Here is a 14,726-nt window from a genome sequence, read left to right on the forward strand (position 1 = left end):
GAGGGGAAAGCATGACCGCCACAGCAGCGCGCAGCACGCGCCAGAAGAAGACAGAGGCAGGCAAGGGCCTCAAGATCGAGCGCGTCTTCACCACGAAGGGGGTGCACCCCTACGACGAGGTGGAGTGGGACCGCCGCGACGTGGTGCAGACCAACTGGAAGACGGGCGAGACCGTCTTCGAGCAGAAGGGCGTCGAGTTCCCCACGTCCTGGAGCGTAAACGCCTCCACGATCGTCACCACCAAGTACTTCCGTGGCGCCCTCGGCTCGGAGCAGCGCGAGGCGAGCCTCAAGACGCTGATCGACCGCGTGGTCAAGACCTACTCGAAGGCCGGTCGTGAGTTCGGATACTTCTCCACCGATGAGGACGCGGAGATCTTCGAGCACGAGATCACCTGGATGCTGCTCAATCAGTACTTCTCCTTCAACTCGCCTGTCTGGTTCAACGTCGGCACCCCCTCGCCGCAGCAGGTCAGCGCGTGTTTCATCCTCTCCGTCGACGACTCGATGGACTCGATCCTCAACTGGTACAAGGAGGAGGGGTTCATCTTCAAGGGCGGTTCCGGTGCCGGCCTGAACCTTTCGCGGATCCGTTCGTCGAAGGAACTGCTGTCCTCTGGCGGAACCGCCTCCGGCCCGGTTTCCTTCATGCGTGGTGCCGACGCCTCCGCGGGAACCATCAAGTCGGGTGGCGCGACGCGTCGCGCGGCCAAGATGGTCGTGCTCGACGTCGACCACCCCGACATCGAGGAGTTCGTCGAGACGAAGGCGCGCGAGGAGGACAAGATCCGCGCCCTGCGTGACGCAGGCTTCGACATGGACCTCGGCGGCAAGGACATCACTTCGGTCCAGTACCAGAACGCCAACAACTCGGTGCGGGTCAGCGATGAGTTCATGGAGGCGGTCGAGGGCGGAACGCAGTTCGGTCTGCGCGCCCGCGGTGACGGGCACGTCATCGAGGAGATCGACGCCAAGAACCTCTTCCACAAGATCGCGAAGGCCGCGTGGGAGTGCGCCGATCCCGGCATCCAGTACCACGACACCATCAACGCCTGGCACACCAACCCGGAGACCGGCCCGATCACGGCGTCGAACCCCTGCTCCGAGTACATGAGCCTGGACAACTCGTCGTGCAACCTCGCCTCGCTGAACCTGCTCAAGTTCCTGGGCCAGGACGGCGCCTTCGACGCCGAGCTGTTCGTCAAGGCCGTCGAGCTGATCATCACCGCGATGGACATCTCGATCTGCTTCGCCGACTTCCCGACCGAGTCCATCGGTGAGACCACCCGCAACTTCCGTCAGCTCGGCATCGGCTACGCCAACCTCGGCGCCCTGCTCATGGCCATGGGCAAGGGCTACGACACCGAGGGTGGCCGCTCCACCGCCGCCGCGATCACGTCGATCATGACCGGCGCCTCGTACCGTCGCAGCGCCGAGCTCGCGGCCGTCGTCGGCCCGTACAACGGCTACGCCGTCAACGCCGATGCTCACCAGCGCGTCATGCGCAAGCACCAGGCCGCCAACGACGACCTGCGCGTTCTGCCCGACGACCGTGCGCTGCACGCCGTCGCGACCCGCGAGTGGGACGGCGTCGTGACCACGGGTGCCCGCAACGGCTTCCGCAACGCGCAGGCGTCGGTGCTCGCCCCCACCGGCACCATCGGCTTCATGATGGACTGCGACACCACCGGCGTGGAGCCCGACTTCTCGCTGGTCAAGTTCAAGAAGCTGGTCGGCGGCGGCTCGATGCAGATCGTCAACCAGACCATCCCGCGTGCGCTGAGGCGTCTCGGCTACAACGCCGAGGAGATCGAGGCGATCCTCGAGTTCATCAGCAGCAACGGCCACGTCGTCGGTGCGCCCGGCCTCGCGGCCGAGCACTACGAGGTGTTCGACACCGCCATGGGCACCCGCGCCATCAAGCCGATGGGTCACGTGCGCATGATGGCCGCCGTCCAGCCGTTCCTGTCCGGCGCCATCTCCAAGACGGTGAACCTGCCCGAGACGGCGACCATCGAGGAGATCGAGGACGTCTACCTGCAGGGCTGGAAGCTCGGCCTGAAGGCGCTGGCGGTCTACCGCGACAACTGCAAGGTCGGTCAGCCCCTCTCCGACGCCAAGAAGGAGACCAAGGAGGAGAAGAAGGCCGAGCCAGAGGTCCGGATCGAGTACCGCCCCAAGCGTCAGCGTCTGCCGAAGTCGCGCGCCTCCCGCACGACCAGCTTCTCGGTCAGCGGCGCTGAGGGCTACATGACCTCCGGTGCCTACGAGGACGGCCGCCTCGGCGAGGTGTTCCTCAAGCTCGGCAAGCAGGGCTCGACCCTCGCCGGCGTGATGGACGCCTTCTCGATCGCCGTGTCGATCGGCCTGCAGTACGGCGTGCCGCTGGAGAGCTTCGTGCAGAAGTTCACCAACCTGAAGTTCGAGCCTGCCGGCATGACCGACGACCCGGACATCCGGATCGCCCAGTCCTTCATGGACTACATCTTCCGTCGCCTCGCGCTGGACTACCTCACCTTCGACGACCGTTCGGACCTGGGCATCTACACGGCTTCGGAGCGTGCGCGCTACGTCGAGACCGGGTCCTACCTCTCCGAGGAGGACGAGGCCGAGATGATCGAGTCCGAGACCCTGCGCAACGACGCGGGCGACGACTTCAACGTCGACGGCGCCCGGCAGCCCTCGCTGCTCGACGCCCACACGACGGCCGAGCTGATGGAGGCTCTCGGTGTGGCCGAGGTCGACGCCCCGCTCTGCATGACCTGCGGCACCAAGATGCGTCCGTCCGGTTCCTGCTACGTCTGCGAGGGCTGCGGCTCGACCAGCGGCTGCAGCTGATATCGAATCTCAGCATTTCGTCACCGCAGTCGCAGCATTTTGTCACCGCGTTCGCAGGAAAGTGTCACCAGTGAATCGCAGCAAAATGTCACCGCTCTGGCACTGCTGAGAGGCACCTGAAAGGGCCGGTCACCCCAGACGGGGTGACCGGCCCTTTCATCTTGCTGTGTCAGAGGTCGGGGAGCGACAGACGCAGTGCTTCGGTCGGTTCGTAGATGGCGTTGTCGTTGAGGGCGATGCAGCCCATGTTCTTGAGCGCCCCCACAGAGGGGGTCTGTCGGGAACTTTGTGGGCTCTTCACAGAAGGCAGTGGAGCCAAGGGCGGCATCTGAGCGACCCGGCTCGGTGGCGCTCCGGAGGGTCGGGCTGGTAGTGGGGGCCCTCGGGTTGGCAGGATGAAGGTGTCTAAGCCACATCTGAAAACCCAAGGGCCCTTGTGCGAAACGCTACCCCACCCTGCCTCGATACGTTCTGCCGGCTGGACCGTCTCGGGCTGTCCGTGACCGCCCAGCGCGTCGAACCCGACCACACAGTGCTGCGCTGCCGCCCCACCACACCGCCATCGCCGTGTCCGGGCTGCGCCGGGCCGGGCGTCCGGCACGATGCGGTGCTGCGCAGGTTGGCGCATGTGCCGTTCGGGTGGAAGCCCACGATCCTGGAGGTGGTCGTCCCTCGCTACCGGTGCGTACCGTGTCGACGGATCTGGCGTCACAGCATCACGGCGGCGGCGCCGTCGAAGGGGAAGCTGTCGCGTGACGCGATCATGTTGGCGGTCAAGTCGATCGTGGTCGACCGGATGTCGATCGCCCGGGTCGCGGCCAACCTCGGCGTCGCCTGGAACACCGCCTCGGACGCGATCCTGGCCGCCGGCACCGAACTGCTCATCGACACCCCAGACCGGCTTGATGGGGTCACCATTGTCGGCGTCGATGAGCACGCGTGGCGACACACACGACACGGCGACAAGTACGTCACCGTCATCATCGACCTGACCCCGACAAGGACCAGAACCGGTCCCTCACGCCTGCTGGCCGTGGTCGAGGGCCGCTCGAAGCAGGCGTTCAAGACCTGGCTCGAAGCCCAGACCGACTCGTTTCGGAACCGAGTGGAGATCGTCGCGATGGACGGATTCACCGGCTACAAGAGCGCCGCCGTCGAAGCCATCGACACCGTCACCACCGTAATGGATCCGTATCATGTCGTGGCCCTGGTCGGTGACAAGCTCGACCGCTGCAGGCAACGCATCCAGCAAGAGACACTGGGGCATCGGGGCCGCTCCGGTGACCCGCTCTACGGCATCCGACGCGTCGCCCGCACCCGCGCTTCGCTGCTCACAGAGAAGCAGCAGCACCGGCTCGCGAAGGTCCTCGCCGACGAGCGGCATGTCGCGTTCGAGGTCACCTGGAGCATCTACCAGGACGTGATCGACGCCTACCAGGCCCCCGACCCAGCCGAGGGGAAGAAGATCATGACTCGGGTGATCGACGCCATCAAGGCCGGGGTTCCCGCCGGCCTCGACGAGCTCCGCTTGCTCGGGCAGACGATGAAACGGCGCCGCGATGACATCCTCGCGTTCTTCGACCACCCCGGCACCTCGAACGGCCCCACCGAAGCGATCAACGGATTGCTCGAACACCTCCGCGGCACAGCCCGAGGCTTCCGCAGCATCGTCAACTACGTCGCTTATGCGGAATTCCGCATAAGCGGTGGTATGTCGACCTCGGGGTTATGTTGACCGACGTCGTGGGGTGCCTGTTCCAGTGCGGGTTGGGGCCTGATCCGGTCAACATAACGATGAATGCTCGGGTCGGGGTTCGCTTGATCTGACCGGGCGATCGTTGGGATCGCCTGGCTTCGGGTCAGGAGGACCAAGATGGTGATTCATCGTGATCAGTGCCGCGCTGACGCGCGGGACGTGCTGGACGAGTTCGAAGCGTGGCTGCTGCGGGAACGGTCCACGCAAGAGGGCACCGCTGCTGCCTACACCGCCCGCGTCGCGGGGTTCGTGGAGTGGCTTCCCGCGCCGGTCGATCAGTCGCTGAAGACGCTGACTGCGGCGATGCTGACGCAGTGGGTGAACCTGGAAGCGGCACGCGGGCTGAAGGCATCGACCCTGAGCAAGCAGCTGGTGATGCTGCGCTCGTTCCTGCAGTTCTGCCACCGGTCAGGGCGGACCGGGCAGGACTTCTCCGGGGTCGTGCCTCACGCGGCGGCATGGCGGCTCTCGTCGATCCCTGACCCGGTCCCGTCCGGGACGATCGAGGCGTTGTTCGGCACTCTCGATCTGCGGTCGGCGAAGGGGATGCGCGACCGGGCGATCCTGATGTTGTTGACCGGTCTGGGCCTGCGGGCCTGCGAGATCGCCGGCCTGCGGCTGGGCGACATCGGTTGGCGCACCGGAACCCTGCGCATCCGTGGGAAGGGCGACAGGGTTGACGAGTTGCCGCTGCCCGAGGATGTCGGGCAGGCGTTGGAGGACTACGTGCTCCACGGCCGCGGAGGCCGGACTGCTGGCGAGGAAGTGTTCTGGACTGTGATCGACCCGGTCCAGCCGCTGACCGCGAACGGTGTCTGCGGGACAGTCCGGCAGATCTGCGTCAAGGCCGGGGTGGAGAAGTTCGGCCCGCACCGGCTGCGGCACACGTTCGCGACCGGGATGCTCGCCTCCGGGGCGACCCTGCAAGAGGTTCAAGGGCTGCTACGCCACGCTCACCTGCGCACGACCGCGATCTACACCAAGGTCGACAAGAACCGGCTGAGCGCACTGGTCACCGAGTGGCCGGCAACGGCATCGGGCAGGTGGTCACGATGAACGGCCTACGCGACCTCCTGGACGACTACCTGGCGACCCGGCGGGCACTCGGGTTCAAGCTGACCGCGCCGGGCAAGGCGCTGGACGGGTTCGTGGGCTGGATGGAAGAGGCTGGCGAGCCCACGATCCGTCGCGACCTGGTGATCGCCTGGGCGGCGCAGTTCTCTCGCGGCACGGTGCTGGAGCGGTTGAACTACGTCCGCCAGTTCGCCGAGCACGTCGCCTGGTTCGACCCCGCGACCGAGGTCCCGATCCTCGACGGGCGCCCCTATGGCGCTCATCGCCCTCGCCCGCTGATCTTCACCAGCGACCAGATCGACACGCTGCTCGCCGCGGCGGGGAGGCTGACCCCGCAGGTCCGGGCCGCGTCCTGGCAAACACTGCTCGGGCTGCTGACGGTGACCGGGATGCGGATCAGCGAGGCCCGGAACCTCAACGACGACGACATCACCACCGACGAGGACGCCGGTGATGGCAGCGGCTGGGCCAAGGTGACCGACACGAAGTTCGGCAAGTCCAGGCTCGTCCCGCTACACAAGTCCACGATGGACGCGATCCGCCGATACCAGCGGCTCCGGGATCGGACGTTCCCTACCCGGGCCACGACAGCGGTGTTCGTCGCCAGGCGGGGCACCCGGATCGCCCGCTCGACCGCGGGGAACACGTTCCGTGAGATCCGCGAGGCAGCCGGGCTGGCCGGCGGTCCGACCGGACCGGCGGCGAGGTTGCACGACTTCCGGCACACGTTCGCCACGACCACTCTGATCGAGCACATCCGTGTTGGTGGTGATGTCGATCAGATGATGCCGGTCCTGTCGGCGTTCCTCGGACACGTCGGCCCGGAAGCGACCTACTGGTATCTGTCGAACACCCCGGAACTGGCAGCGGCCCTCGTCGAGCGCATCCAAGCGAACGGGGCCGGCGATGAGTGACCTCGCGCCGCTGCTGCAACGGTTCTTCACCGACAAGCTCGACCGGCACCTGAACGCCAGCCCGCACACGAAAGCCGCCTACGCCGACACGTTCCGGCTCCTGCTGACCTACGCCCAGCAGGCCACCGGGATCGCCCCGTCGGCGTTGACCCTGGCCGATCTGGACGCGGACCTGATCGGCGGATTCCTCCAGCATCTGGAAACCGAGCGCGGGAACTCCGCCGCGACCCGCAACGCCCGCCGGGCCGCGCTGCGGTCGTTCTTCAGCTACGCCAGCTACCGGGCACCCGACGCGATCGCGACGATCAGCCAAGTCCTCGCGATCCCCGCGAAACGCACCAAGACCACGCTCGTGTCGTTCCTGACCGCTGCCGAGGCCGAAGCCCTCATCGCAGCCCCGGACACCGGCACCTGGTTGGGGCGCCGTGACCGGCTCCTGCTGCACCTGGGCATCCAAACCGGACTCCGCGTCAGCGAGCTGACCAGCCTGCGCGTCGACAGCATCCAGATCGGCCCGCACAGCCAGCTCGAATGCATCGGCAAGGGCCGCAAGCAACGCGTGATCCCACTCCAGAAGAACACCGTCCAACTCCTCAACGCCTGGTTCGGCGAGCTTCCACCCGTACCGGACGGGCCACTGTTCCCGACCCACGCCGGGACACCCCTGACCAGGGCCGCCGTTGGGAAGCTCGTTACCCGCCACGCCGCGACCGCGGCCGAGAGGTGTCCTTCGTTGACAGACAAGAACGTCACGCCGCACACGCTGCGGCACACTTGCGCAATGAGCCTGCTGCACGCCGGGATCGACACCGCGAGCATCGCGCTCTGGCTCGGGCACGCGAACATCCAGACCACGCAGATCTACCTCCACGCCGACCTCGAACTCAAACGACGAACCCTCGAACGCGTCCCCGCGCTCGACGAGCGGCCACCAGCCCGATACAAGGCATCCGACGCTCTCATCGCGTTCCTCAAGAACCGCTGACACTGCGATGGTTATGTTGACCGGCTCAGCCGTTCACGCCCGCCTGGCCACGGCGCTCACCGAGCCGGTCAACATAACCCACAGGCCGACATACCGTCGCCAGATGCCTACTCGACGCTGGCGGGTTCAGACCCCTGATCCACTCACTTCTGTGAAGAGCCACTTTGTGTAAGTGGTGGTGGCGTGGCTCCGCGGGCAGGGCTCGTGGGGAACGGAGCATCACTTCATGAACGAGCAGAATGAGCACCCTGAGCTCGAGCCGGCGGTGCCGGCGGTTCGGGGTCCTGACATGGCAGAGCTGGCTGAGCATCTGGTCGCGACCGCCGGCGAGCGAGGGATCGCGCTCACGGGCGAGGGCGGGCTGCTGGCGGCGTTGACGAAGCAGGTCCTGCAGTCCGCGCTCGAGGCCGAGATGAGCGTGCATCTGGGCTACGACAGACACGACCCGGTGGGCCGGAACCGGGGCAACTCCCGTAACGGATCGACACCCAAGACGGTCACCACCGAGGTCGGGAAGGTGACCGTCCAGGTCCCCCGAGACAGGGAGGGATCGTTCGAGCCGCGGATCATCGCGAAACGCCAACGCCGCCTGTTGGGCTTCGATGAGCAGGTGATCAGCCTCTATGCGAAGGGCATGACCACCGGCGATATCGCCGCGCATCTGGCCGAGGTCTACGACACCGACATCTCCCGCGACACCGTCTCGACCGTGACCGCGAAAGTCGCCGAGGACCTGAAGGCGTGGCAGGCCCGTCCGCTGGACCGGATCTACCCAGTGATCATCATCGACGCGATCATCTTGAAGATCCGGGAAGGAAACGTCGCTAATAGGCCCGTTTACGTGGCGATGGGGCTCAATCTCGACGGGATCCGTGACGTGCTCGGGATCTGGGTCGGTCCCTCCGGTGGGGAGGGCGCGAAACAGTGGATGACGATGCTGACAGACCTCAGGAATCGCGGCATCATGGACGCATACATCGTGTGCTGCGACGGCCTCAAAGGGTTGCCCGAGGCGATCGGGTCGATCTGGCCGTTGGCTGTGGTGCAGACCTGCGTGGTGCATCTGGTGCGCAACTCGCTGCGCTACTCGTCGCGGCAGCATTGGCAGAAGATCACCAGCCAGCTGCGCACGATCTACACCGCCTCGACGATCGACGAAGCCGAGTACCTGTTCGAGGAGTTCACCGAGGTCTGGCAGGCGAAGTATCCCGCGATGATCAACCTGTGGCGCAGCTCGTGGGCCGAGTTCGTCCCGTTCCTGGCGTTCCCTGCCGAGATCCGCAAACTGGTCTACACGACCAACGCGATCGAGTCACTCAACGCCAGGTTCCGGGCCGCGACCAGACGGCGGGGGCACTTCCCCGACGAGGCAGCCGCCTTGAAAGTGCTCTACCTGAGCATCCGGCACCGGGAACCGAACCGGCCCAACCCGACCGGCCAGATCGCCGGCTGGAAGAACATCCTCAACGTCTTGGCCATGACCTACGGCGACCGCCTAGGCATCAACTAGCCATGACCACTTACACAAAGAAACTGACAGACCCCTGTCCGACGGTGAAGCACTGTGCGGGGCCGAGCCGCCTGCAACAACGGCTCGGGCCACGTGGTCGACCCGGCTCGCCTTCGACAATGCTCCGGGCCATTCTGGTTGGGCCGAAGAGCCTGTCAATTCCCCTCGCGTCCATCCGCCGGTGTCCCGGTCCGCCCGTTGACCGCGCATCGGGAGCACCCGCTGGTCGACAGTATTGATCGCCGAGCCGGTCGAGCGGAAGAGCAACAACGCCGCACCTGCCTTCCTCGACGCATACTGAAGGCATGGGTAACCGCGAGCGCCGCAGCGACTGGGAGGCGATGAACGCCGCCGAGGCGGTGCGCGCCTTCCGAGACCAGGACCAGGCGCTCGCCCAAGCGAAGTGGGCTCGGGTGGCCGCCCAAATGGGGGAACCGGCCATGCTCAGCAGCCTGTTCATCCCCGAGCCCGAGCAATGGGGCCTGCGCGGCGACCCTCACGCCTGGGCCGCACTCAAGGAGCATCTCTCCACCACCGCAATCCCCTCGGACGCGGCCGAGACCAACCGCCTCCTCAGGGCCGCATTCAAGGCCGTAGTCGGCGCAGACCTCGACGACCCAGAGACCCCGGAGACCGTCTTCCGCGACGAGTTCGCCCACGGCGGCACGACCAGCGGGCACGTCCACCTGCCCACCTGGCGCACCCGCCTCATCCCACTCCTGCTCACGCGCGCACGAGACCACGCCCGCGACCAAGCCCGCACCAAGATGGCGGACCTGGCTGCGCTGCAGAACGAACTGGGGCTCACCGAATAGCAGCCTGAGTGTCGTGACGCCAAGCCGTCAGCCGAGCAGCCGCATGAGCCGCACGCGCAGCCGCCCGTAGGCGGCGCGACCATCCCGGTCGGGCGCGGGCACCCGGATGACCGGAGGGTGACCCATCGCGGGAACAACGAGGTCTCGCAGCGCGTCGTGGTAGGCACGCTGCCGCTGGCGACCGCCCTCACCGAACCCGACCGCCGCCTTGCTTGCGCGGTACCTGTCCGACTGCAGCGACCAGGCGGCGCATAAGGCCCGATACTCCCCGATGTCGAACCCCAGCGGCCAGCCGCTCGGATAGAAGTCCAACGTCACCAGCCGATGAGTGGTGAAATGCTGGGACTCGTCCACTTCGATGAACGTGCCCGTCGGCTCATGAACGAAATCCCCGGGCAGCGCCGTCAACCGCTTCGCCGCCTGAGTCTCGGGTTCCCCGCGCAGCGCGCTGAAGATGTCGGCCAGGACCCGACGCGCCGAGTCGGCCTGCTCGGGCAGCCCGAGGTGGCCGCGCTGGTTCAGCCACGGCACCCGAGCACGCCCAAGTGCAATCCCGTCGGCTTCCGCAGCCGCCGCGAACTCCCTCTCGCAATCTCCGACCGGCATGCACGCAGCAAACCACACACGGCAGTCAGTAGGTTGCGACTCGGGAACACTGCAATCCCGGTCTCCGCGCCCGGACCCTCGGGCATCAAGCGACTGTCGGTGATGACCGATAGAACCCACGCAGGAGGTGGAGTCGAGATGCCACTGTCAGGACTGGTCGACGGGGACCGCGTGGTCAGCAGCCTTCTCACCGAGGAGGAGTGGGCTGCCCTCAAGGAAGACGTACGGGCCAAGCGCCGCGCCATCACGATGCCGTGCGGCTGGCCGGGCCTGGCGAAGACAAGCAAACTCGGCACCGCCTACTTCGCGCATAAGCCCGGCGGCGACGGATGCAGCGCGGGGGAGACCGCCCAGCACCTCCTCGCCAAGGCGATCATTGTCAACGCCATCATCGCTGCCGGGTGGGAAGCCGAACCCGAAGCACGCGGCGACGGATGGATCGCGGACGTCATGGCCACCCGCGATGGGGTCCCCGTCGCCTTCGAAGTTCAGTGGAGCAACCAGACCCTCGACAAGTACCGCCACCGCCAACAGCGCTACCGCGACGCAGGCATCGCCTCCATCGCCTGGTTCGCCCGCCACGCGGACCACCTACCGGTCACTGACAAGAACCTCCCGGTCTTCCCGCTCACCATCAGCGACGAAGGCGAAGCCACCCTCCGCATCAGCGGAACCGAACTCCCCTTGTCCGAGGCCGTGGAGCGGCTCCTGACCCGCCGCCGGCAGCACCGCGACTACTACGCCACCGGACAGCCTGCCGAGGCACTCGTCGAAGGTGCTGCGATGGACTGCTACCGGTGCAAGAAGGACTTCGGTGTCTGGTACGTCAACGAGATCAGAGTTCGCGGTCGCTGTGGTGGCGAAGCCTCTCGGGGTCGAGGCGTCGGCACGTTCCCAGAGAAACGGCCCGAGACGGAGCCGGACGTACGTGCGGCGGGGGAGCGGCTCGCCAAGTCGATGGGCGTGACCCCAGCCCGCCTCGGCCGCCGGTACACCAAGACCAGCGAGACCCACTACATGGCCTTCATCTGCCCCCACTGCAACGCCACCTGCGGCGAGATGTTCGTCGCCAACGAGTTCCGCTACGGCTCCGACCACGAGACCAAGGCGACGCTGCCTCCCACGGCAGTGCGCCAGCCACACTGGTGCCTCGCCGGAGACGAGGGGCTCTGCCCGGTCCCACCCGCTTCGGTCATCGACGAACTCACACGAGCAGACGCCGTGGCTACGGGCTGGGCAGGGGCCACGGCCACGGTCACCCCGGTCGGCGTCCCCGGCGGCATCAGCGTCCACCAGGCGGTCAGCCGCATGTTCGGCGGCTTCTGAACTTGCCAGCACGTATACGGCGTGTCGCGCAGGCTGAGCGCAGGGGAGCGGCCACCATTGAAGGTGGCGACGCGTCCGCGCCGTCTAACGTCCGGCGCTTCTTCCCCACGCCAACGGCCTTGGGGAGCCTGTATGCCCGGAACACCCGGAGACCGCCTCACCGGCGGTGCACTGCACGTTAGCGACGGCTCTCGCCGGTCATGTGGAGACACGCCGTACGACCACGCGGTGAGCCTGCCGATGACGACTGGCAAGAGCAACCGGATTGTCGGCGGCTCCCCTTACCTTCCCCCAGTTGAGTTCGACAGGAGCAGGCAATGAGCAACGACAACCGCCGCCACGTGACCCAGAACGACGACGGGTCCTGGAGGGTCGCCAAGCCCGACGCCCAGCGCGCCAGCGGCAACTTCGACACGCAGAAGGACGCCATCGCGGCCTCCGACCGCATCGTCCGCAACGCCGGAGGTGGAGAGACGGTCATCCACGGACGCGACGGCAAAATCCGCGACTCCAAGACCATCGCCCCCGGCAACGACCCGTTCCCGCCTCGCGACAAGAAGTGAGCCAGCCGTGACCTTCAAGATGAACCCCGGAGCCGAGAAGGCCATCGCCGACATGGCGGTCAAGGCCATGTCCGCTCGATTCCAGCCCATCCTCGACGGCATCCACGCCGAGTACGCAGGCCAGCCGGTCGACATCATCAAGCCCGTACTCACACAGCGATGGGCAGCGGGCAACGCCGGAGCCAGCATCACCGACCCCGACCTCACCAACGTCGCGCAGGCCATCAGCGAGGGCAAGCGGGTCGTGATGGTCGACGGCCGACTCACCACCGACTGACCCAACAACCACGCCAAACAGGGGGACACTACCCATGAGGATCGAGTCCGCGCGAGTGCGCAACTACCGCTCTGTCATCGACAGCGGCACCTTCGAGGTCGAGCCAGACAAGACGATCCTCGTCGGCATCAACGAAGCCGGAAAGACCGCCATCCTGCGCGGCATCCAGCAGGCCAGCCGCGCCAAGGACGCCACCAAGATTGACTGGCTCTACGACGCACCCGCAGGACTGGTCGACGACATCCGACGTGGCAACCTCAAGCAGGCAGACCTGCCGGTCGCCATCGTCACCATGCGCCCCGAAGATAAGGATCTCGCCGGACTTGCCCTCCCCGATGGTGCTGACAACATCCGACTGGAGATGACCTCCTACCTCGACAGCCGGCGCACCTACCGCACCATCGGGCTCCCCAAGGCCCCCACCGTCGGCGACACAGAGAAGACCATCCTGCGACTGGCTGCCGCCATGAGGAAGCAGACCGACGACGACGCCAAGAAGGTCGGAGCCAAGTTCGAGGACTGGCGGGACAACTACAGCGACTCGGTACCGCTGGAAGGAGAAGCAGCCTCGGGGCTCAAGGCGCTGCTCGACGAAGCGTTCCCACTCTTCGCTGAGGGGTCGGCTGCCGAGGGCCACTGGGACACCCTCAACGCCCTGTACAAGCAGGGCGCGGCACTGGAGAAGGTGGGCCAGCACCTCCTCAACAAGATGCCGCCCTTCGTCTACTTCTCCTCCTACTTCGCAGTCCGCCCTCGCATCCACCTCGACCGGCTCGCAGAACGAGAAGCGTCCGGCGAACTCGACCTGGCCTACGACTTCGGCAACCTCCAGTTGCTCAAGTTCCTCGGATTCACGGCCCGAGAACTGTCCGACATGGCCTCCGAAGCCCCGGAGAAGGGCCACAACTACGACAACGACGTGAACGCCCAGCAGAAGTACAAGACCGAACTCGAAGCCCACGAGCGTCGCGTCGCAGAGCGCAAGAAGGCGCTGTACGCCGCCGGAGCCCGACTGACCCAGGAAATCCGGCGAGTCTGGAACGACGAGACCATCACCCTGCGCCTCGAAGTCGACGGCCAGTACCTCCAGACCCTCGTCGAAGACGAACTCGGGCACCCCGTAGAACTCGACCAGCGCAGCGAAGGATTCCGCTGGCTGGTGTCCTTCTTCGTCGTCTTCCACGCACAGGCCGGAGACAGCCTCAAGGACGCCGTCCTGCTCCTCGACGAACCCGGACTCAGCCTCCACGCCCTCAAGCAGCAGGAGTTCCGCAAGACGGTCTCGCGCCTCGCCGAGGGCAACCAGATCATCTACACGACGCACTCACCGTTCATGGTCGGAGCAGACGAACTCGACCTCGTCCGCATCGTCGAGATGAAGGAACGTCACGACGGCACCAAGGTCCACACCCGACTCGCCGTGGACGACCCGAAGTCCATCTACCCGCTTCAGGCCGCGCTCGGGTACGACCTCGCCCAAAGCATGTTCACCCACCAGCGCAACCTCGTCGTCGAAGGCGTTACCGACCTGCTCTACATCGAAGCCCTCGACGCAGCGTTCGGCGCAAACGGCGAGGCAGCGCTCACCGAAGGGACCGCTATCGTGCCCGCCGGAAGCGCGAGCAAGGTCGTCTACTACAGCACCATCCTGACCAGCCAAGACCTCAAGGTCGCAGCACTCCTCGACTCCGACGCCGCCGGAGACCGAGCCGCCGAGCAGGAAGCCCTCTGGCAACTCCTGTCCGACAAGCGCATCCTGCGCACGGGCGACCACGTCGACGGCGTCCAGCGCTCCGAGATCGAAGACCTGCTGCGCACAAGCCTCGCCACGGTGGCGCGCGACGAACTCGGCTGGGACAGCGTTCAGACCATCGCCGACCAGCCCACCCGCCCCATCATGGAGATCCTGACCGCCGAACACACCGGTGTCTCCAAGTGGAAGTTGGCCCGCAAGTTCACCCGCTGGCTCGCCGACAACGGCACCGAAGCACTGACCGACGACGAGCGCGCCGCTTGGGCCTCCCTCGTTGCCGCAGCCAACAAGGCCCTCGACTAAGGAGTCC

At 66.3% G+C, this 14,726-nt stretch carries 12 protein-coding genes; 11 read left to right on the top strand and 1 reads right to left on the bottom strand.

Annotated elements, in window-relative coordinates:
- Window positions 1-11: 11 nt before the first annotated feature.
- From BW733_RS15200 to BW733_RS15230, 7 genes are all read left to right on the top strand, one after another.
- Window positions 12-2,837, top strand: a complete 2,826-nt coding sequence (locus BW733_RS15200) for a vitamin B12-dependent ribonucleotide reductase (protein WP_077351789.1) — start codon at window positions 12-14, stop codon at window positions 2,835-2,837.
- Window positions 2,838-3,273: 436 nt separating this feature from the next.
- Window positions 3,274-4,572 (top strand): ISL3 family transposase, encoded by a 1,299-nt coding sequence (locus BW733_RS15205; RefSeq protein ID WP_077351791.1) that lies wholly within the window; start codon window positions 3,274-3,276, stop codon window positions 4,570-4,572.
- Between the two features lie 138 nt (window positions 4,573-4,710).
- The gene (locus BW733_RS15210; protein WP_077347052.1) at window positions 4,711-5,649 is read left to right on the top strand and encodes a tyrosine-type recombinase/integrase; all 939 of its coding nucleotides are present in this window, start codon (window positions 4,711-4,713) and stop codon (window positions 5,647-5,649) included.
- Window positions 5,646-6,581, top strand: a complete 936-nt coding sequence (locus tag BW733_RS15215) for a tyrosine-type recombinase/integrase (protein WP_152024508.1) — start codon at window positions 5,646-5,648, stop codon at window positions 6,579-6,581. Before BW733_RS15210 ends, BW733_RS15215 begins: the two co-directional genes overlap by 4 nt.
- Window positions 6,574-7,566, top strand: coding sequence for a tyrosine-type recombinase/integrase (locus tag BW733_RS15220; protein ID WP_077348568.1), 993 nt, complete (start codon window positions 6,574-6,576; stop codon window positions 7,564-7,566). Before BW733_RS15215 ends, BW733_RS15220 begins: the two co-directional genes overlap by 8 nt.
- Window positions 7,567-7,855: 289 nt before the next feature.
- Window positions 7,856-9,076 carry an IS256 family transposase gene (locus BW733_RS15225; RefSeq protein WP_077353062.1) on the top strand — a complete coding sequence of 407 codons (1,221 nt, stop codon included), beginning with the start codon at window positions 7,856-7,858 and terminating at the stop codon, window positions 9,074-9,076.
- Window positions 9,077-9,381: 305 nt separating this feature from the next.
- Window positions 9,382-9,891: a hypothetical protein gene (locus BW733_RS15230; RefSeq protein WP_077351792.1), complete on the top strand. Its 510-nt coding sequence runs from the start codon at window positions 9,382-9,384 to the stop codon at window positions 9,889-9,891.
- Window positions 9,892-9,918: 27 nt separating this feature from the next.
- Here BW733_RS15230 and BW733_RS15235 read toward each other — a convergent pair whose 3' ends face one another.
- Window positions 9,919-10,497 carry a DUF7255 family protein gene (locus BW733_RS15235; RefSeq protein WP_077351793.1) on the bottom strand — a complete coding sequence of 193 codons (579 nt, stop codon included), beginning with the start codon at window positions 10,495-10,497 and terminating at the stop codon, window positions 9,919-9,921.
- A gap of 138 nt (window positions 10,498-10,635) precedes the next feature.
- Between BW733_RS15235 and BW733_RS15240 the strand changes: the two genes are divergently transcribed.
- The 4 genes from BW733_RS15240 (at window position 10,636) to BW733_RS15255 (ending at window position 14,719) form a co-directional block, all read left to right on the top strand.
- Window positions 10,636-11,823, top strand: a complete 1,188-nt coding sequence (locus BW733_RS15240) for a competence protein CoiA family protein (protein WP_077351794.1) — start codon at window positions 10,636-10,638, stop codon at window positions 11,821-11,823.
- A gap of 317 nt (window positions 11,824-12,140) precedes the next feature.
- Window positions 12,141-12,386, top strand: a complete 246-nt coding sequence (locus BW733_RS15245) for a DUF2188 domain-containing protein (protein WP_077351795.1) — start codon at window positions 12,141-12,143, stop codon at window positions 12,384-12,386.
- 7 nt (window positions 12,387-12,393) lie between these two features.
- Window positions 12,394-12,663, top strand: a complete 270-nt coding sequence (locus BW733_RS15250) for a hypothetical protein (RefSeq protein ID WP_077351796.1) — start codon at window positions 12,394-12,396, stop codon at window positions 12,661-12,663.
- Window positions 12,664-12,697: 34 nt separating this feature from the next.
- Window positions 12,698-14,719, top strand: a complete 2,022-nt coding sequence (locus tag BW733_RS15255) for an AAA family ATPase (protein ID WP_077351797.1) — start codon at window positions 12,698-12,700, stop codon at window positions 14,717-14,719.
- Window positions 14,720-14,726: the final 7 nt, after the last annotated feature.

Origin of the sequence: Tessaracoccus flavescens (assembly GCF_001998865.1) — a bacterium.
Classification (GTDB): domain Bacteria; phylum Actinomycetota; class Actinomycetes; order Propionibacteriales; family Propionibacteriaceae; genus Arachnia; species Arachnia flavescens.